The 17,048-nt window shown below is 45.0% G+C and carries 17 protein-coding genes; 7 read left to right on the top strand and 10 right to left on the bottom strand.

The genetic code is table 11. From position 1 onward, the window contains the following. Nucleotides 1–56: 56 nt before the first annotated feature. Together KIT90_RS03790 and KIT90_RS03785 are read right to left on the bottom strand one after the other, a co-directional pair. Nucleotides 57–446 (bottom strand): DUF2750 domain-containing protein, encoded by a 390-nt coding sequence (locus KIT90_RS03790; protein WP_005437260.1) that lies wholly within the window; start codon nt 444–446, stop codon nt 57–59. A gap of 74 nt (nt 447–520) precedes the next feature. Beyond that, a complete protein-coding gene (locus KIT90_RS03785; protein WP_005437259.1) occupies nt 521–1,426 on the bottom strand; it encodes a manganese-dependent inorganic pyrophosphatase in 906 nt (301 codons plus the stop codon). 207 nt (nt 1,427–1,633) lie between these two features. Between KIT90_RS03785 and KIT90_RS03780 the strand changes: the two genes are divergently transcribed. Continuing rightward, a complete protein-coding gene (locus tag KIT90_RS03780; RefSeq protein WP_041055260.1) occupies nt 1,634–2,848 on the top strand; it encodes a putative manganese transporter in 1,215 nt (404 codons plus the stop codon). A gap of 72 nt (nt 2,849–2,920) precedes the next feature. On the opposite strand, the gene KIT90_RS03775 is transcribed toward KIT90_RS03780, so the two are convergent. From KIT90_RS03775 to torE, 4 genes are all read right to left on the bottom strand, one after another. Next, nucleotides 2,921–4,660 carry a glycoside hydrolase family 36 protein gene (locus KIT90_RS03775; protein WP_041055258.1) on the bottom strand — a complete coding sequence of 580 codons (1,740 nt, stop codon included), beginning with the start codon at nt 4,658–4,660 and terminating at the stop codon, nt 2,921–2,923. Between the two features lie 199 nt (nt 4,661–4,859). Further along, on the bottom strand, nt 4,860–7,322 hold the full coding sequence (gene torA, locus KIT90_RS03770; RefSeq protein ID WP_041055255.1) for a trimethylamine-N-oxide reductase TorA: 2,463 nt from the start codon (nt 7,320–7,322) through the stop codon (nt 4,860–4,862). Between the two features lie 26 nt (nt 7,323–7,348). Next, nucleotides 7,349–8,533 (bottom strand): pentaheme c-type cytochrome TorC, encoded by a 1,185-nt coding sequence (gene torC, locus KIT90_RS03765; protein ID WP_038894748.1) that lies wholly within the window; start codon nt 8,531–8,533, stop codon nt 7,349–7,351. Between the two features lie 50 nt (nt 8,534–8,583). Continuing rightward, nucleotides 8,584–8,763: a trimethylamine N-oxide reductase system protein TorE gene (torE, locus tag KIT90_RS03760; protein ID WP_005450728.1), complete on the bottom strand. Its 180-nt coding sequence runs from the start codon at nt 8,761–8,763 to the stop codon at nt 8,584–8,586. A gap of 463 nt (nt 8,764–9,226) precedes the next feature. On the opposite strand from torE, the gene KIT90_RS03755 reads away from it, so the two are divergent. Together KIT90_RS03755 and KIT90_RS03750 are read left to right on the top strand one after the other, a co-directional pair. Continuing rightward, nucleotides 9,227–10,027, top strand: a complete 801-nt coding sequence (locus KIT90_RS03755) for an ABC transporter permease (protein WP_041055232.1) — start codon at nt 9,227–9,229, stop codon at nt 10,025–10,027. 248 nt (nt 10,028–10,275) lie between these two features. Continuing rightward, the gene (locus tag KIT90_RS03750; RefSeq protein ID WP_086027709.1) at nt 10,276–10,413 is read left to right on the top strand and encodes a hypothetical protein; all 138 of its coding nucleotides are present in this window, start codon (nt 10,276–10,278) and stop codon (nt 10,411–10,413) included. 58 nt (nt 10,414–10,471) lie between these two features. Here KIT90_RS03750 and focA read toward each other — a convergent pair whose 3' ends face one another. Further along, nucleotides 10,472–11,332 carry a formate transporter FocA gene (focA, locus tag KIT90_RS03745; RefSeq protein WP_009705769.1) on the bottom strand — a complete coding sequence of 287 codons (861 nt, stop codon included), beginning with the start codon at nt 11,330–11,332 and terminating at the stop codon, nt 10,472–10,474. 299 nt (nt 11,333–11,631) lie between these two features. Between focA and KIT90_RS03740 the strand changes: the two genes are divergently transcribed. Beyond that, complete coding sequence (locus KIT90_RS03740) at nt 11,632–11,868, top strand: TIGR02647 family protein (RefSeq protein ID WP_005437251.1); 237 nt, start codon at nt 11,632–11,634, stop codon at nt 11,866–11,868. Nucleotides 11,869–11,954: 86 nt separating this feature from the next. On the opposite strand, the gene KIT90_RS03735 is transcribed toward KIT90_RS03740, so the two are convergent. Continuing rightward, nucleotides 11,955–12,377 carry a PACE efflux transporter gene (locus KIT90_RS03735; RefSeq protein ID WP_009705768.1) on the bottom strand — a complete coding sequence of 141 codons (423 nt, stop codon included), beginning with the start codon at nt 12,375–12,377 and terminating at the stop codon, nt 11,955–11,957. Nucleotides 12,378–12,466: 89 nt separating this feature from the next. Here KIT90_RS03735 and KIT90_RS03730 point away from each other — a divergent pair, with 89 nt between their 5' ends. The 3 genes from KIT90_RS03730 to KIT90_RS03720 are packed head-to-tail and all read left to right on the top strand — an operon-like array spanning nt 12,467 to nt 14,830. Next, nucleotides 12,467–13,339, top strand: coding sequence for a LysR family transcriptional regulator (locus KIT90_RS03730; protein WP_005437248.1), 873 nt, complete (start codon nt 12,467–12,469; stop codon nt 13,337–13,339). Nucleotides 13,340–13,367: 28 nt separating this feature from the next. Continuing rightward, complete coding sequence (locus tag KIT90_RS03725; RefSeq protein ID WP_285375379.1) at nt 13,368–14,195, top strand: NAD(P)H-binding protein; 828 nt, start codon at nt 13,368–13,370, stop codon at nt 14,193–14,195. Then, nucleotides 14,192–14,830: a YdcF family protein gene (locus tag KIT90_RS03720; protein WP_045413750.1), complete on the top strand. Its 639-nt coding sequence runs from the start codon at nt 14,192–14,194 to the stop codon at nt 14,828–14,830. Before KIT90_RS03725 ends, KIT90_RS03720 begins: the two co-directional genes overlap by 4 nt. Nucleotides 14,831–14,915: 85 nt before the next feature. On the opposite strand, the gene KIT90_RS03715 is transcribed toward KIT90_RS03720, so the two are convergent. Both KIT90_RS03715 and cysS read right to left on the bottom strand, forming a co-directional pair. Beyond that, nucleotides 14,916–15,494: a thymidine kinase gene (locus tag KIT90_RS03715; protein ID WP_005450744.1), complete on the bottom strand. Its 579-nt coding sequence runs from the start codon at nt 15,492–15,494 to the stop codon at nt 14,916–14,918. A gap of 84 nt (nt 15,495–15,578) precedes the next feature. Then, nucleotides 15,579–16,961, bottom strand: a complete 1,383-nt coding sequence (gene cysS / locus KIT90_RS03710) for a cysteine--tRNA ligase (RefSeq protein ID WP_005437232.1) — start codon at nt 16,959–16,961, stop codon at nt 15,579–15,581. Between the last annotated feature and the right edge of the window lie 87 nt (nt 16,962–17,048).

Below are 17,048 nucleotides of genomic sequence, written 5' to 3'. Positions count from 1 at the left end.
CCTGCATCAACGCAGGCTTATTTATTCTCTGAATTTAAGAGCACGCTTTTTAGTGACTAGCGACGGCTCTCTTGTTTGCGAAGCTCGAAATCAAACTCGTCAGGGAATAGAACTACGCCTTCTTCGTTCTGGTTTGGGAAAACCACAACAGACAACTCATCGTCCTCTAGGCCAGATGTCCAACGACTGTGCCATTTGTTCAAAGAGATAGCTTCTGGTTCACACTCTTCCCAGTCACCTGTCGCCCACTGCTGCGCGAACTCTTCGTTTGGCCACACTGGCACACAATCGTCATCTTCTGTATTTAGCATTACGCAGCCGTGTTCGTCTTTCAGAATCCACACTTTGCGGTTTGCTACGATTTCCTTCACACAGTATTTCAAACGCTGCTCTTCGTTGTAGCGATTGATGGTGTCCATTTGCTCTTGGGTTAATGCTTCAGACATGTTTGTCTCCTATTCCCATAGAAAAATGCCCACCTATTGGCGGGCATTTAAAGTATACGTTGGTAATAATGAAATTACACAAGCTCAGTTTGAAGCCAAGGCCAGCCTTGCTTCTTACGGCTTAGAGTGTTTTCCATCATTAGCATGCCGTCTTTCTCGTGCTTAACAAGCTTCTCAGCCCACTCACCTTTGTAAAGAAGACGAGTTTGAGCAGTAGTGATGTCTGTTAGCATAACAGCAGCAAATGCTAGGTTGTCGTTTGCACAACGCGCTTCTAGATCCGCTTCTAGTGCTTCGATCATGCCGTCAACTTGCTCTAGAGTCGCAAGTTCAACCTGACCTACTACTACGTCACGACCGTTGAATGGGTAACCTTTAAGGTCTTTTTCAACAAGTTCAGCTGCAGATAGACCTTCGATGTTTGTTTTAGCGATTAGAAGATCTTTAGTGAATGCGTCAACATCTTGTACATCTGCGATAGCCGCTAGCTCAGCTACAGCATCTTTGTCTTTTTGAGTACAAGTTGGAGAAGCGAAACCTACTGTGTCAGAAAGAATCGCTGACATCATTAGCTTAGCGATTTGAGGCTTGATCTCGTGACCTTCAATCTTGAACATGTTGAACAGTACTGTGTTAGTACAACCAACAGGCCAGATCCATGCTTCCATTGGGTTTACTGTCATCACGTCACCTAGACGGTGGTGGTCAACAATACCTGCAACTTCTGCTTCAGCAATATCGTCTGGTGCTTGCGCTAGATCTGAGTAGTCTACTAGCCAAACAGTTTCACCCGCTACTGATGTACGAAGTTCAGGAACTTCTGCACCAGCTACTTCAAGGATGTGCTGAGTTTCACGGTTAATTTCGCCTTGGCGGATTGGCATTGCTTCAACGCCACGCGCCTTTAGAAGTTCAGTTGCAACTAGTGCACTACAGATGCTGTCACTGTCTGGGTTCTTATGACCTACAACTAGAATCATGTTTCTTCCTATTCAAGTCAGTTTGATGCGCTTCCTAAAAGGGTGAATTGCATAACGAATTACACCTTGGAAGCGGGTTTGCTCACAAAGGCCGATACTTTACCTGATTTGAGGGAAATTGACACGAAGAAAAGTTGTTACCGCCTATTGCGAATAATTCTCACCTTCATATAATGAGAATCATTCCTATTTGCATTTGAGCTTACTATGAACGCAACAAAAATTTTCCACTCGGCGCATCAGCTGCTGCAGCCAACTCAATTTCGTCTGGCCTATAAAAGGCTATTGCTGCCTATCGCATTGCTCGCACTGTTAGCTAGTGAAACCACAAGAGAAGTCACCGTCGCTACCCTATCTGATTCTTTCTGGGCGGTTTCTTGTTACGTTGCAGCTACCTTAGCTATCTACCATTACCTTTCGAACTTCATGTCGAAGACAAATCGACTCACTGCGCTTTACCACAGCTCTCGTAGCCATCAAGTTTTCTTTGCAGCACTCCTTGGAGCTTTGCCTGGTTGTGGTGGTGCTATCGTTGTCACCACTCAGTTCATCAGTGGCCGAGTTGGCTTTGGTGCTATCGTTGCAGTATTAACCTCGACCATGGGTGATGCCGCCTTCTTATTACTCGCAGCGGAGCCTGCAACAGGGTTTGGTGTTATTGCTTTAGGTATTGTCGTAGGCGCAATATCTGGGTGGGTAGTGAATGCATTCCACGCTGATGACTTCTTGCGCCCAAAGCAAAAAGAGGATGTTCCACAAGCTCAATGCTGTAATAGCCATAGTGATGCGCACACAACAGTTGAGCAACGTGCTATCAATCTTCAAGGAGCATTCTGGAAATGGCTGCTCATACCTGCAAGTATCATTGCCGTTCTGGGCTCATTCCAAGTGGATACCAACCAATTGCTTGGCCTCAAAGAAAACAGTATGGAATGGTTAGGTGCGACATTTGCGGTTGTAAGTATGTTTTTGTGGGCGATGACCAAAGAACTGGGTGATTACAAATCAACAGTATCTGAAGATGACAAAATCATCGATTCACACCCAATTCAAAAAGCGGCGCAAGACACAAACTTTGTTAGCGCATGGGTTATTTTGGCTTTCTTAGCCTTTGAACTTACAACCTATTTCTCGGGTTTAGACTTGGGAGCGACGTTCTCAAACTGGGGGATCTGGATGCCTCTCGTTGGTTTGGCTATTGGTATATTGCCAGGCTGTGGTCCACAAATTCTCGTAACGAGTCTTTATATATCCGGCGCAGCGCCATTATCGGCACAACTTTCTAATGCCATTTCAAATGATGGTGATGCCTTATTCCCTGCGATTGCAATGGCTCCTAAAGCTGCGCTTGTCGCCACTATCTACTCTGCGATACCAGCTTTGATTGTCGGATACGGTTACTTTTTCCTATTCGAATACTAGCTTTAGGTTCAGATGCAATGGATACAAAAAGAGCCTCAATTGAGGCTCTTTTGTTTTTGGAAGCACACAAGGCTAAGCTGTCACGATAGCTTTAGCATTGAGGCCTTTATCCAAGCTAACCAACAGCAACTGACATGGCTCTTGGTTGAGCTTCTCTCCTGTCCAGTAGTCGTACCAATCGGTAGGCTGGTCTGCGGTAAGCGTAAACTCTGTCGCATCATCGTTCGCGTAGTTAAACAAACAGTGCAGATCATTCTTAGATGTTAGTGGCAGGAAAGCATGGTTCAAACCTAGCGCGGTAAACTTGGCTGATTCCTGATTGCGCCTTTGACGCAACATCAATTTCGCTAGTGTCTTACTCGCAAATGGGGTGATTTCTGGTAGAGGATCACCAGACAGCAGTAGGCCGCCACACGCTAGCAGCGCGTTACGATGGAATTGGTAATCTTCGCGCGAAGCTGCTTGGTTAGGTAGTGAAGTGAACGTCGCGCAATCAGGGTCAATTTGCCATAACTTACGATGCTGCCAACTACGGAAGAAGGTTTCTTTCGCAATTTGTTCAAAGCGATGACTATGGCGCTCTACATCGTCAGAGACACGCATTGCATCAACTAAGCCCAAAGAAGGCCACATTGGCGCGTTACAGCCTAACAGCCATGCATCCCCTGCTCCTTTAGCGATCGCTTCCATACCCATGCGGTAGGCTTCTACACCGGTGACACCCGATTGGCTTCGCTTACCTTTTAACGTGCCCCAGTAGTTTGCGTCTAATTTGAATAGCTCAACGCCCCACTCTTGGCGCATGACAGAAACCACATGAGTCAGGTGATCTTGCACTTCTGGGTTTGAAGTATCGAGGATATACCATGGTGTACAGCGCCAACCGCCGTAGGTAACATCTTCTGCTTTCAATAAGCTGCCATCTTCGTGACGCACAAACCAATCAGGATGTTTTTGGAAGATCTCCGATTCTGGTTGAGCAATGAATGGCGCCATCCAAATCGCTGGTTTTTTGCCTTTAGCGCGAATGTTGTGAATCAGTTCTTTCACACCGCCAGAAAACTTATCTGAAGGCGTTAGCCAATCCCCCATAAATGCTTGGTAACCGTCATCGAGCAGCACCCATTCAAGCTCGGCTAGGTTGTCTTGCATGCATTCGACGTTTTCCAACACGTTATTTTCTGTCACATCCGCATAGTATGCGTACCAAGAACACCAGCCAATTGGCGCATCTTGTGTGACACCGTTACGGATTGGGTGATGCTCGGCAAGCATCTCACTGTACTGTTTGTATAACTCAGAGAGAGAATTACCACGAAGTACCGCAACAGATTCTAGCTTGTTGTGCTCCCAATCAGCCACTTGGGTCTGCTCTCCGTCGATAGAAGCAGAAAGTACCCAATGCTCACCATGCTGCTGCACTTCAAAATACCCTGCAAAGCGATGACAAGAGGTAAAACCGAACAAGGTATAACCTGCAGCGTCTTCAACAGCTAGATAGTTGTAGTAACGCTTAGGGGAATTCTCAGGGTAAATGCGGTAAGAGTTATTGTTGTCGGGGCAACGACCAACGTCGACAGGTTGAGAAATGGTGCCGCTGGTCTGCGCTAGCATTTGGAAACCGTCGCCTAACACTGTTGCGCCTTGTTCGTAGAGGAAAGGCATTTCGAACAGGACTTCACGATCGGTGAAGGTTTTGTTGTGAATCCCTGCAAACGAAAAATGAACTTGGTTGCCCATCACTTCAAACAGAAGATCATTATCATGCACCGTTAGTTCGGTGTGATTGGCCAATTGAATGGTTTGAGCCATAGAAAATCTACTCACTTGATTATTATTGTTTAGTTTGGCTCATTATCCTCCGCTTCTCCTACCCAATTCGTTATCAGCATCACGAATCTTGCGGTCGTGCAGATACTTAGATTTGGTATTGAGAGAGTGCTCACTGAAATTTTGGTTAAAAAAATACCAGCCCGAAGGCTGGTATTTCGTTTAAAGCTTAGTGCTGTTATTAAGCAACTTCGATTGGACCACCGAATGAAGTCACTGGTGGAACTTTACCAGTGAATTTCTCGAAGTCTACGATACATGTGTTCGCAGAAGTCGCCTGTGCTAGCTCAGAAGAACCGATATCTTGAGTTAGTGTGTTAGGGTCACCGTAAGTACAGATTGCACCTACTTTCTCGTTTAGAGGACCGTACCACGCACCTTCTTCGATACGCACAACACCACGTGGGTAGCTGTCTGTTAGAACCGCACCAGCAAGAAGTTGACCACGGTCGTTAAATACGCGTACCAAGTCACCGTCTTTAATGCCTTTTGCTTTCGCATCAGCTGGGTTGATGTATACAGGCTCGCGACCTTGAACAGCGTAAGTAGCACGGAAATCTTCAGATTCACACATCTGAGAGTGCAGACGCTTGTCCGGGTGGCAAGATTGTAGCCAGTACGGGTGTTTGTCAGAGCCAGGGCCACCGTGTGAACGTTCTGATTTCTCGAACCACATTGGGTGTTCTTGACAGTGTTCGTAACCGTAACGACCGATCTTACGAGAAGTGATCTCGATAAAGCCAGAAGGCGTACCCAGTGGGTTGATTTCTGGATCTTTACGGAAGTCCGCATGACGAACCCAAGGCTTACCTTCACCGAAGTCTAGTACGCTTTGTTCCCAGAATTCATCAAATTCTGGCATTTCAAACTTACCATCGTTCGCTTTCTTACAATCGTTGTAAAGACTGCGGATCCACTCCATCTCGCTCATGCCACGAGTGTACTCGTCGCGACGACCAAAGCGTTGAGTCAGTTCACTCATGATTTGGAAGTCTGGCTTAGATTGGAACAATGGGTCCACTAGGCGATGCATCGCGATAAGACCTTTGTTCGAGTATGAACCGTATACGTCAATGTCGTTACGTTCCCACTGCGTACATGCAGGTAGAACGATGTCTGAGAAACGACAAGTCGCCGTCCAAGCAAATTCAATAGTCACAACCGTTTGAAGCTTCTGGAACGCTTGCTTCATGCGGTTACGATCTTGGTGGTGGTGCCATGGGTTGTTACCCGAGATCACCATCATCTTGAAGTCTGGAAGCTTAACTTTACCACCGTTGTAGTTGATCTCTTTACCTGGCTCTAGAAGACAGTCGATCCAACGTGCAACTGGGATAGTGCGGCTGTAACCGTTAAAGTCGTTGTTGTCCCACTTCGGTTTCATACCTGTATCTAGGTTACGAGGGAAACCACCAGGGCCCGCGAAACCAGTTGAAGGTACACCGATACTTGAGTAGTGGTGACCGTAAGAGATACCACCGCCAGGTAGGCCGATTTGACCAACCATCGCTGCAACTACTGCTGCTGCCCAGTATGGCTGCTCACCGTGCTCTTGACGCTGGATACACCAACCCATAAGGATCTGTGTACGGCCGTTCACTAGCATGCGCGCGAATTCACGAATCTTGTCCGCTTTCACGCCACAGATAGGCGCAGCCCACTCTGGAGTCTTAACAACTTTATCTTTCGTCTCACCTTGTACGTACTTGATGAAGTCTTCGAAACCTAGACAGTAAGTTTCAATGAACTTCTTGTCGTATAGGTCTTCGTTGTACAGTACGTGCGCGACAGCAAGCATGAATGCTACGTCTGTTAGCGGGTTAATGTATAGGTGATCGTTCTCTAGGTAACGTTGAGTCTTGTTCTTAACAGGGTCTACAGAAAGAACATTGATCTCGCCTTTCGCTACTTTTTCTTTCAGTTGCGCTAGGTACTTAAATGACTCGTGAGTCTCACAGTTCCAACCTACTTGTAGGTTTTTCACTGGGTCGTTTGCCCAAAGAATGATGTTGTCTGAGTTCTCTAGGATTTCAGACCAAGACGTACCTTGTGCGTAAACTTCTGTTGAACCTAGTACGTAAGGCATGATGGTTTGGCCCGCACCAGTCGAGTAGTCACCTACTTTAGTGATGAAGTTACCGTGCATACCTACCGCACGTTGCATGTGCGCTGTACAGTTGTTGAACGCACCAGTTTGGTTCCAACCAGTTTGACCTGCGTGTAGAGCCCATGGACCGTATTCTTTCTGAACACGCTCTAGCTCACGGTAGAACAAGTCTAATGCTTCATCCCAAGTAACACGGATGAAACGGTTGTTACCACGCGTTTCCGCGCTGTATTTGTGCTTCTTCAGCCAATCTAGACGAACCATTGGGTAACGAACACGTGATGGGCTGTAGATGATGCCCTTGATGCCGTTCAACATTTCTGTTGGGTTCTTGTCTAGTTCTAGCGGTTTGATCTCTTGAACTTTACCCGCGTAGATGTGGGCGCGGAACGCGCCCCAGTGTGAACCTGTTACTTTCCAAGTACCTGTAGTCTCAGCTGCGTTCGCAGATGCTGAAGCCAATAAGCTTGGACCGATAACTGACGCTGCACTTGTGGTTGCTACACCTTTAAGAAAACTTCTTCGTGTAATAGCCATTTATATTTACTCCAATCCGACGCTTATTAGTGGTGACCTTCAGCATAATCTGAAGAGTGCTTCTGTAGGTACTTCAAGATCAGTGCTTCACTGTCTGTATCTAGGTTAACGAACGCTAGCATACCGTCGAACATACCTGGCCATGTGTTCGCATCGAAGTGCGCTTCAGCTGGTTGTGTGTGACATACAGAACAGTTAGTTTTGTAAGCTTCTGCAGATTTTTCCCATACAGGGTTGATGTCGTTCAGCATAGATTCTTTCTTGATCCATACTTTCGCAGCTACTTTCTCCCAAGGAAGACCAGTTAGCTCATCAACTTTCTTCTCACCAGCAGTAACTACTTTAGCGTCTGTTGCTGCTTCTTTTAGTAGCGATGCTACTGCAATGTTCTTACCGAAGTCTTCTTGGATTACACGACCGAAGCCTTTCGCTTTACGCCAACCATCGATTTCGATTTCAACGTAGTCGCCTTTATCTTCAAGAACTTTAACTGTTGACGCAGGGTTTAGAAGACCTGCTTCTTCAGTACCTTTATCGTCGAAGTAGATTGGTAGGTGACGAACACTTACTAGTTGCTGACCAACACCGTAATCTGTGTTTGAAGTCATACCTTCTAGGTCACCAACGATACCACCGATGCTGTCCATGCCAGCTGGTAGTTTGTGTGCGATACCTTTGTGACAGTCAACACAGCTTTGATCTTTCTCAGCTGCTTGCTTCATTTGGATACGAGCAGTTGGAGACATTTGCTCGAAGTCCATTGAATCGTAGTTGTGACAGTTTTTACACTCTAGGGATTTGTTTGCAGAGAAACGATCCCATTCATGTTTAGCAAGTTCGATACGACGCTCTTCGAAAACACCCGGTTCGTCGTAGTTGCCAAATACTTGTGCAAATACTTCTTTAGACGCTTGCATTTTACGAGCGATCTTATCTGTCCAGTTATGTGGAACGTGACAGTCAGGACAAGTAGCACGAACACCAGAGTGGTTTTTCCAGTGAACAGTGTCTTGTAGTTCAACGTATACGTTGTCACGCATTGTGTGACAGCTAATACAGAATTCTTCTGTGTTGGTCGCTTCTAGGGCTGTGTTAAAGCCACCCCAGAAAATAACACCAGCGATGAAACCGCCCATAGTCAGCACGCCAAGGCTGATATGAACTGCCGGGCGCGTCATCGTACGCCACAGTTTAATGATTAATGATTTCATTATTTGCTCTCTTAAAATCTTTTCTAAAGTGTGGTTGTGAGCTCACTGGCTTACATGCCGTGTGCACCTGGAGGACCAAAGAAGAACACTTGTAGTGCCCAAACGATAAATCCGTAGCCACCTACGAAAGCCACACTCAGAATTGGGAAGAGAACAACTGCAATGAAGAGGAAAGACTTCCACTCCAGTGAGCGTTTTTCACCACTCTCAATTTTGTTAACATCACTCATACATTTGCCTATTTTGTATCTAGTGTTATTGAAAAGCTCGCGTTACCAAGCTTAAGTTTTTTACAATCTCTATTGGAAAATGTTAGACCATACTAACAGTAAGGTTCAATCAAATCTGACGCTCCAGCCCTTGTTATCCAACACTTTTTTGAGCTCATCCAGAGATGTGTTTGATTGATATTCTTTGTGAAGAAATATTAATGGATGTGAAGAAATAAGTCTTTTGCATACATGTTAAGAATACAACATAAGATTAACTTTGTTTACAATTTTATGGATTTTTTCGTGCTACTAAATCGCTATTTTTTCGACTAAAGACAAGAAGTTGTGATCCAAATGTTAATAAAACCTCACCAAATGTCTGCTTTTTTCTGGACATAAGATTGCAAAAAAACAGAGTTCTGCAATTCATAAACCAAATGAGCTCCGTTAAAATCAGACGGTTAATTTTGGGAGAAGGTTTATGAATCAGGTTGTTGATATAAATTGGTTTGAACTCGCACTTTTTAGTTTGATTCTTATCGTTCCCCTTACCATTAATGCTCGATACAAATTAGGCATAGCTAAAGACACTGCCATCAGTGTTGCCCGTATGACCGTGCAATTAATTTTGGTTGGTGTGTACCTTGAGTATCTATTTGAACTAAATAGCTTGATGGTGAACTTAGCGTGGCTAGCGATTATGGTGGTGGTTGGCGCGAGCTCAATTGTGGGTAAAGCAAACCTCCCTAAAAAGCCTCTAATGATGCCCCTTATCACCGGATTGTCATGCAGTTTACTTCCACTTCTTGCCGCCATCGCATTGGGCCTTGTAAAGCCTGAGCCTTTCTATAACGCACAATACATGATCCCTCTAGCGGGAATGCTACTTGGCAACAGCTTGAGTAGTAACATCGTCGCACTACAGAACTTATTCACCGCTTTCGAACAGCGAAAATCTGAATATGAAGCAGCCATTTCTCTTGGGGCTGCACCTAAGTACGCTTCCTTCCCTTTCCTTCAAGAAGCGCTTCGTAAATCACTTGCTCCAATCCTAGCTTCGATGGCGACTACAGGTTTAGTGACCCTCCCTGGGATGATGACAGGTCAAATTCTGGGAGGAGCGAGCCCTATGGTGGCAATCAAGTATCAACTGGTCATCATGTTGGCGATTTTTGTCATGCTAAGTGTGTCGGTAGCAATTACCTTAGAGATGACGCTTACCTGTGTACAAACTAAAGAAGGACGCATAAAAGTGAAGTTTATCAACAAAGAGAAAGCCTAGCGTGCTCACTAAATAGTCATATAAGCATCTCATTTTATGAATTTTTCTGGATCACAATAGATACTCACGATCTTTGCGACAGGTTATCCACAGAAAATGTGGATAAACCCCTAAAACCCATAAGCAACCAGAAACATAAGCGCCATTTCGGCCCTCCCTCTTCTGAGAAATTTAATGGTCATTGATTGGTCATTGAACCGTCACTTTACTCCGCTAAAGTGCGGTTAACCGACAACGGGAGAGCTCACATGGATATGTTAATCACGCGAGAAAAGGTCGAAGACTTATTATTAGACACGCCAGTGGATTGGCTAGTGCAAGAACCCTCAGAGATGACGTCTCACTGGACGCCAAACGAATATGGCGTCAATGAAGAGTTGGTTTAAACACTAAGTTTGGAAAGATCAAAAAAAGGCAAGCCACTGGGCTTGCCTTTTTTAAAAATTACTTAAGATGCTTGTCTTCATCACGTAGGTAAATCATCCAGTACCACATGCCAACGAAGACACCACCACCGATGATATTACCAATCGTTACAGGGATAAGGTTGTTCACCAAAAAGCCCATCATGTTCAGATCCGCATAGTCTGCGATGTTTGCACCTGTCATTTGCCAGAACGACTCTGGAGCAAAGTACTTAATACCGATCGCCATTGGTACTTGGAACATGTTCGCAATACAGTGCTCAAAGCCAGCAGAAACGAACATAGCAACAGGCAAGATCATTACTGCAATTTTATCCGTTAGTGTGCGCCCACTGAACGTCATCCAAACTGCGATACAGACCAAAACGTTACACATGATGCCCAGCGCGATAGCTTGGAAGAAACCGTGATGCAGTTTGTGTTGCGAAATTGCCATCGCGTTCAAACCGACTTGACCACCGTCGAACATGTATTGCTTAGTGATCAGCATACACACAACCAGTAAAACTGCGCCGACCATGTTACCGAAGTACACGACCACCCAGTTTTTCATCAAGGCTTTCCATGAAATCTTGCCGCTTGCACGAGCCACCAGCGTAAGAACCGAGCTAGTAAATAGCTCACCGCCGGTTACCACCACCAAGATCAAGCCAAGGCTGAATGCCAAACCACCAATAAGGCGAGTAATGCCCCAAGGGAGATCACCGGCACCTGTGGTTACGGTTGTATAAAAAATAAAAGCGATACCAATGTGAAGACCTGCAGAAATAGCCAGCAGGAAAGATTTCATCGGAGCTTTAGTTGCTTTGCCAACACCTACTTCGGCGGCACGTTCAGCAGCCTGAGGTGGTAATAGTGAGTCAAACTGATTGAAGTTCATGGAAGTGTAACATTTAGAAACAATTAACGAGGCGCGGATAATCGCTCCATTTCCAGACTTTTTCAAGGGCTATTTTTCATGTTTACTAAATTTGTTGTTGCTGAGAGAGTAATCGATAAAATTCAACTATGAGTTCTTGTCTTAACCATTATTAATATTTGGGTCAAATGTTTACCTTAGAATAAAAAACCCGCGTTATATCAGGCCTATAGCGCGGCACTTAACATTTCTAAGTGTTTTCTATTGCTCAACCTTAGTTTTCAGACTAGCTTGGATAAAAAAGTACGAAGGAAATATCTATGAAATATTCAGCTGACCACATTGCCGAACTGAACCTACTTCTTCAATTCGATTTAAGCAGCGCAGCGACGGGCATCAAAGTCCACAAAGAAGCTTCAGAAGAAATGCAGGCAGCGGTTGCTCGTCTGTATGAGAAACAACTTTGCACACAGCCGGACGGCGGTTACCTAACTGATGAAGGCATTGAAGTTGCAGAACACGCCGATAAAATTCTTCGCGTACTAACTGCAGAATAAGCTCATATAAATAAGCAAGTTCTAAAATTAAAAGCCACCATACTTGGTGGCTTTTTTGATAATTATATTTATCTAGACTCACTATATTAAGCGATTAATTTTCTCATTTTTCCAAAAGGCTGAATTTTATCGTAAGCCCAGTTAAAGCCCGTTGCATAAAATAAGAAGAAAATTAGAAAACCAGCTTCCAATGCAAGCGCTTGTAATAAAGTAATTTGCAAGAACCACGCAATGACCGGAATCGATAGGAAAATCAATCCGCCCTCAAAGCCAAGTGTGTGGCCAATTCGCATTGCTAAACTGCGGTCCTCTCGGTTCGAGCCAAACCATTTATCAAAGTACAGGTTATAAATGTAGTTCCAAACTACGGTGTAAAGACTCAAGCCAATACCTACCACTGCCAAGTCACTCGATCCCTTCCCTGTTATCAAAGAAGCCGCAGGAATGATGATCGCCAATGCAATCATTTCAAATAGTACAGCGTGAAAGATACGTTCGTTACGAGTCATGATGTTTTACCTAAATAGTTCTACTCAATGACTGGCATTTTATCTATCATTTAGATAAGTAAAAGTTAGATACCATCGGTAAAAGCGATATGTTTACTATTGAACAACTTCAAGCGTTCGTCACCACTTCAGAGGCCGGATCTTTCTCGGCAGCAGCACGTAAGCTTGGGCGAGCTCAATCGGTGATCAGCCAACACATCATGAATATGGAACTCGATTGTGGCGTTGATTTGTTTGACCGCACAGGTCGCTATCCTAAACTGACCGAGAAAGGCCATCAGTTGATGCCCTACGCCCTCGCCACCTTAAGCCAACTAGATCGACTAAATAACAAAGCATCTCAACTCTTTTCTGCACCAGCGAGTAAGCTCGTTCTTGCGGTTGATGAGGGGATTCCATTAACCCGCCTCCCCATTGCTTTAAAACATTTGGAACAAAAGTTTCCTAATCTTCAAGTGGAATGTCTCACGGCTTCAAGTCCAGATATCATCGAGTTGGTTAAATCAGAGCGTGCTACCACAGGCATTATATTAAGTGACTTACAGATGCCTAAAAACGTCGACCTATCTAACCTAGGTCATATCGGCTTTGATGTATTTGTCTCATCCGAACACCCACTCGCACAACAAAAGATCCGCAATATCGATGAACTCAAGCAACATCGTCAACTCGTTATCCGCTCAAAGAGTGAAGATGTAAGCGGTCTTAATCAGGCGTTTAGCCCGGATATCTGGTACGCTGATGATTACTACATATTATTAGAACTGGCGAACAAGGGATTTGGTTGGTGCTTTCTTCCTGAGCATTTGGTGTCTTACGCACCGAATACACTGATCAAAATTGGCGAAGAATTCACAAAGCTGGCTTGGCAGGTCAACATTGACTTGATACAACATCAGAAATGGCATTCCGATCCCCTACACCAACAAGCCAGATTAGAATTACAAACCCTGTTTGAGTGATCTCAGGGCTAACAGTAGGAACACACAGATGGCAAATACATTGATCGTAGGTGCAGGCTGGTTAGGCACCCCACTTGCACAAACTTTGATTGACCAAGGACATCAAGTTACGGTGACACGTCGAAGCCAAACTAGGCTAGATGAGTTCCCGCTCACTTCCGTTCAACCTGCTCTACTCGATCTCAACGAACCACACTCACAGCAACAGCTTATTGAGCTTATCGAACAACACCAAATTGAACGCATTGTTGGCGCTTTCCCACCAGGATTTCGTAAAGGCAACGGGCAAGAGTACGCACAACAGTGGCAACGCTTAGTCTCAGCAGCCAAACAAAGCAGTGTAAACAAACTGCTCATGGTGAGCTCCACCACGGTATATCCAAACCTTGCTGTCGATATGAAAGAAGAAGACGCTACACTCTCCTTAGCCCAAACGAACGAACACTTCTCAGACAACGCTCGCATCATGCTACAAGCCGAGCAATACGTGATTGATTCTGGAATCGACTATGCCATCGTTCGTTGCAGTGGTTTGATTGGCTCTGACCGCCACCCTTCTCGCTTTGCAATGCGATTAAAACAAGTGAGCCGTAAGGCCCCTGCAAACATGGTGCATCAAAACGATGCGGTAGCCGCGACAGCTTTCGCGCTTAATCAAATTGATAACGAAGTGGTAAACGCTACAACGCCAAATACCGTCAGCAAAGCCGAATTTTACCAAGCGGCGATTACCCAAAGCGATTTAGATATAGCACTTCCGCCAGTCACAGAAACCGCCGACAAACGAATCCTAGCAGACAAACTTGTCGCACTTGGCTATCAGTTCCAATTCAATTCAACGCTGGACGCACTATGAAGCTTTATCAACACATTGAAACCCTGTGGGATTACATGCAACTCAAGCAGGAGCTAAAACCTGCCAGCTGCTTATTTGTTATGTGCAGCAATGACTTACGTGTTGCCGAATACGCGGCCAAACTCTACCAACAAAAACTTGCGCCACTCATTGTGTTTTCTGGTGGCGAAGGGCGTTTTACAGATGGCTTGTTTGACAAAAGCGAAGCAGAAACATTCGCAGAAATCGCAAAGCTAGCGGGCGTGCCAAGTGAAGCAATTTTAGTAGAGACAAAATCCAGTAACAGCGGCGAGAACGTTCGCTTCACCGAACAGTTGTTGAAAGAAAAAGGGATTAGCTGTGATTCTCTCATCTTGGTTCAAAAGCCATTTATGGAACGACGCGCCATTGCAACCTTTGAAAAACAGTGGCAATCGCCTTATTCACAACTCCAAGTGACTTCTACTGCGCATCCTTTCTTTGAATACATCAACGAAGAAATGCCCCTGATGATGGTACTGGAAGCATTGATGGAAGATTTTTCTCGTGTGAAGACTTACCCAGAAAAAGGCTTTCAAACAGAACAAGAAATCCCTGCTCACGTTGAATCTTCTTACCAAGCACTGAGAGAAAAGTTCGAGTTTGGTCTCGCGTAATCCTTCGTTCAGCCGCCAACAAACAGACAATAAAAAAGCCTCCGCTTGGGAGGCTTTCTCTTATCTAACTCTTATCTAGACTGGCTTACTTACCAAGTGCTTCTTTGTAGTGCTGACGACAAACCGATACGTAACGGTCGTTACCGCCAATCGCCACTTGATCACCTTCTTTGATTGCAACGCCGTGCTCATCAGTACGGATAACCATGTTTGCCTTGCGACCACAGTGACAAATCGTTTTGAGTTCAACCAATTTGTCTGCCCATGATAATAGGTACTTGCTGCCTTCAAAAAGTTCGCCTAGAAAATCGGTACGAAGACCATAGCAAAGTACCGGGATATGCAGCTTATCAACTACTTCTGTTAGTTGGTAAACCTGTTCTTTCGACAAGAACTGGCACTCATCAATTAGGATACAGTGACGTTTTTCAACTTCATGCAGTGCTGCAATCTCTTGGTAAAGGTTGGTATCTGGACGGAACAAATGCGCGTCTGATTGCAAACCAATACGAGAGCTCACTTTACCCACACCGTAGCGATCATCTAACGCTGCTGTGAAAATCACAGGCGTCATGCCACGTTCTTGGTAGTTAAATGAAGATTGAAGAAGAGTTGTCGATTTACCCGCATTCATTGCCGAGTAATAGAAATACATCTGAGCCACAGAGCACTACCTTCGTTAAAGTTTAGAATTTATAAAAGCTTGTAAAGAAAAGGGCTGAATCATCAGCCCTTTAAAAAGATTCGATTACTTACGACGCCACGTTGTGCCTTCTGGACCATCTTCCAGAACAATGCCCATTTCCGTCAGCTTGTCACGAGCCATATCTGCGTTAGCCCAATCTTTTGCTGCACGAGAATCGTTACGTAGCTTAATTAGTGCTTCGATTTCAGCCACTTCATCGTCGTCGCCTGCATCACCTTTTAGGAATGCTTCTGGATCTTGGTGAAGAATACCGATCACGTCAGCCAGTTCACGCATTAGCGCACCTAGCTCACTCGCTTTCTCTAGGTTTTCTGTCTTCAGACGGTTTACTTCACGCGCCATGTCAAAAAGTACTGAGTAAGCTTCTGGTGTATTGAAGTCATCGTTCATCGCTGCTGTAAAGCGAGTTACGTATTCTTCACCACCTGCTGGCGCAGCATTTAGATCCAGACCACGTAGAGACGTGTATAGACGCTCAAGAGACGCGCGTGCTTGGTTCAGGTTATCTTCGCTGTAGTTTAGCTGGCTACGGTAATGACCAGACATTAGGAAGTAACGAACGGTCTCAGCATCGTAGTGACCTAGAACGTCGCGGATAGTAAAGAAGTTACCTAAAGACTTAGACATCTTCTCACGGTCTACCATTACCATGCCGCTGTGCATCCATGTGTTCACGTATTGAGTATCGTGTGCACAGCATGATTGCGCGATTTCGTTCTCGTGGTGTGGGAACTGAAGATCAGAACCGCCGCCGTGAATGTCGAAGTGGTTGCCTAGGATTGACGAGTTCATTGCAGAACATTCGATGTGCCAACCTGGACGACCTGGACCCCATGGTGATTCCCATGTTGGTTCACCCGGTTTAGACATCTTCCAAAGTACGAAGTCTAACGGGCTGCGTTTTGCCGTTTCGATATCAACACGCGCACCAGCTTGAAGCTGATCAAGGTCTTGCTTAGACAACTTGCCGTATTCGTTGAACTTACCAACTTCAAACATTACATCGCCATTATCTGCAACGTAAGCAAAACCACGCTCGATTAGTTTTTCAACCAATTCGATGATTTCAGCAATGAACTGTGTCGCACGAGGCTCAACGTCAGGACGTTTCATATTCAGAGCATCGAAGTCAGCATGCATTTCGCCGATAAGACGTTCAGTCAGTGAATCACAAGACTCACCATTTTCTGCTGCACGTTTGATGATTTTGTCATCGATGTCAGTGATGTTACGTACAAATGTTAGGTCATAACCAAGGTAACGAAGGTAGCGAGACACTACATCGAAAGAAACAAATGTACGACCGTGACCGATGTGACAGAGATCGTAGATGGTAACTCCACAGACATACATGCCAACTTTACCGGCTGTAATTGGTTTGAATTCCTCTTTCTGTCTTGTGAGTGTGTTATATATCTTTAACATGATCTCTATCTATGCTTGTGAATGAATTACGAGAAGAAGGAGTATAACAACTCCGACCTTATTAGGTAATAGCAATTAACGGATAAA

Source organism: Vibrio sp. B172a, from assembly GCF_030248355.1.
Taxonomy (GTDB): Bacteria; Pseudomonadota; Gammaproteobacteria; order Enterobacterales; family Vibrionaceae; genus Vibrio; species Vibrio owensii.
The sequence above is the reverse complement of the archived record's forward strand: the minus strand, read 5'-3'. Positions and strand labels throughout refer to the sequence as shown.

Coding starts and splice junctions, on each gene's coding strand:
- KIT90_RS03790 (WP_005437260.1), bottom strand. CDS start 446: ATGTCTGAAGCATTAACCCAAGAGCAAATGGACACCATCAATCGCTAC.
- KIT90_RS03785 (WP_005437259.1), bottom strand. CDS start 1,426: ATGATTCTAGTTGTAGGTCATAAGAACCCAGACAGTGACAGCATCTGT.
- KIT90_RS03780 (WP_041055260.1), top strand. CDS start 1,634: ATGAACGCAACAAAAATTTTCCACTCGGCGCATCAGCTGCTGCAGCCA.
- KIT90_RS03775 (WP_041055258.1), bottom strand. CDS start 4,660: ATGGCTCAAACCATTCAATTGGCCAATCACACCGAACTAACGGTGCAT.
- torA (WP_041055255.1), bottom strand. CDS start 7,322: ATGGCTATTACACGAAGAAGTTTTCTTAAAGGTGTAGCAACCACAAGT.
- torC (WP_038894748.1), bottom strand. CDS start 8,533: ATGAAATCATTAATCATTAAACTGTGGCGTACGATGACGCGCCCGGCA.
- torE (WP_005450728.1), bottom strand. CDS start 8,763: ATGAGTGATGTTAACAAAATTGAGAGTGGTGAAAAACGCTCACTGGAG.
- KIT90_RS03755 (WP_041055232.1), top strand. CDS start 9,227: ATGAATCAGGTTGTTGATATAAATTGGTTTGAACTCGCACTTTTTAGT.
- KIT90_RS03750 (WP_086027709.1), top strand. CDS start 10,276: ATGGATATGTTAATCACGCGAGAAAAGGTCGAAGACTTATTATTAGAC.
- focA (WP_009705769.1), bottom strand. CDS start 11,332: ATGAACTTCAATCAGTTTGACTCACTATTACCACCTCAGGCTGCTGAA.
- KIT90_RS03740 (WP_005437251.1), top strand. CDS start 11,632: ATGAAATATTCAGCTGACCACATTGCCGAACTGAACCTACTTCTTCAA.
- KIT90_RS03735 (WP_009705768.1), bottom strand. CDS start 12,377: ATGACTCGTAACGAACGTATCTTTCACGCTGTACTATTTGAAATGATT.
- KIT90_RS03730 (WP_005437248.1), top strand. CDS start 12,467: ATGTTTACTATTGAACAACTTCAAGCGTTCGTCACCACTTCAGAGGCC.
- KIT90_RS03725 (WP_285375379.1), top strand. CDS start 13,368: ATGGCAAATACATTGATCGTAGGTGCAGGCTGGTTAGGCACCCCACTT.
- KIT90_RS03720 (WP_045413750.1), top strand. CDS start 14,192: ATGAAGCTTTATCAACACATTGAAACCCTGTGGGATTACATGCAACTC.
- cysS (WP_005437232.1), bottom strand. CDS start 16,961: ATGTTAAAGATATATAACACACTCACAAGACAGAAAGAGGAATTCAAA.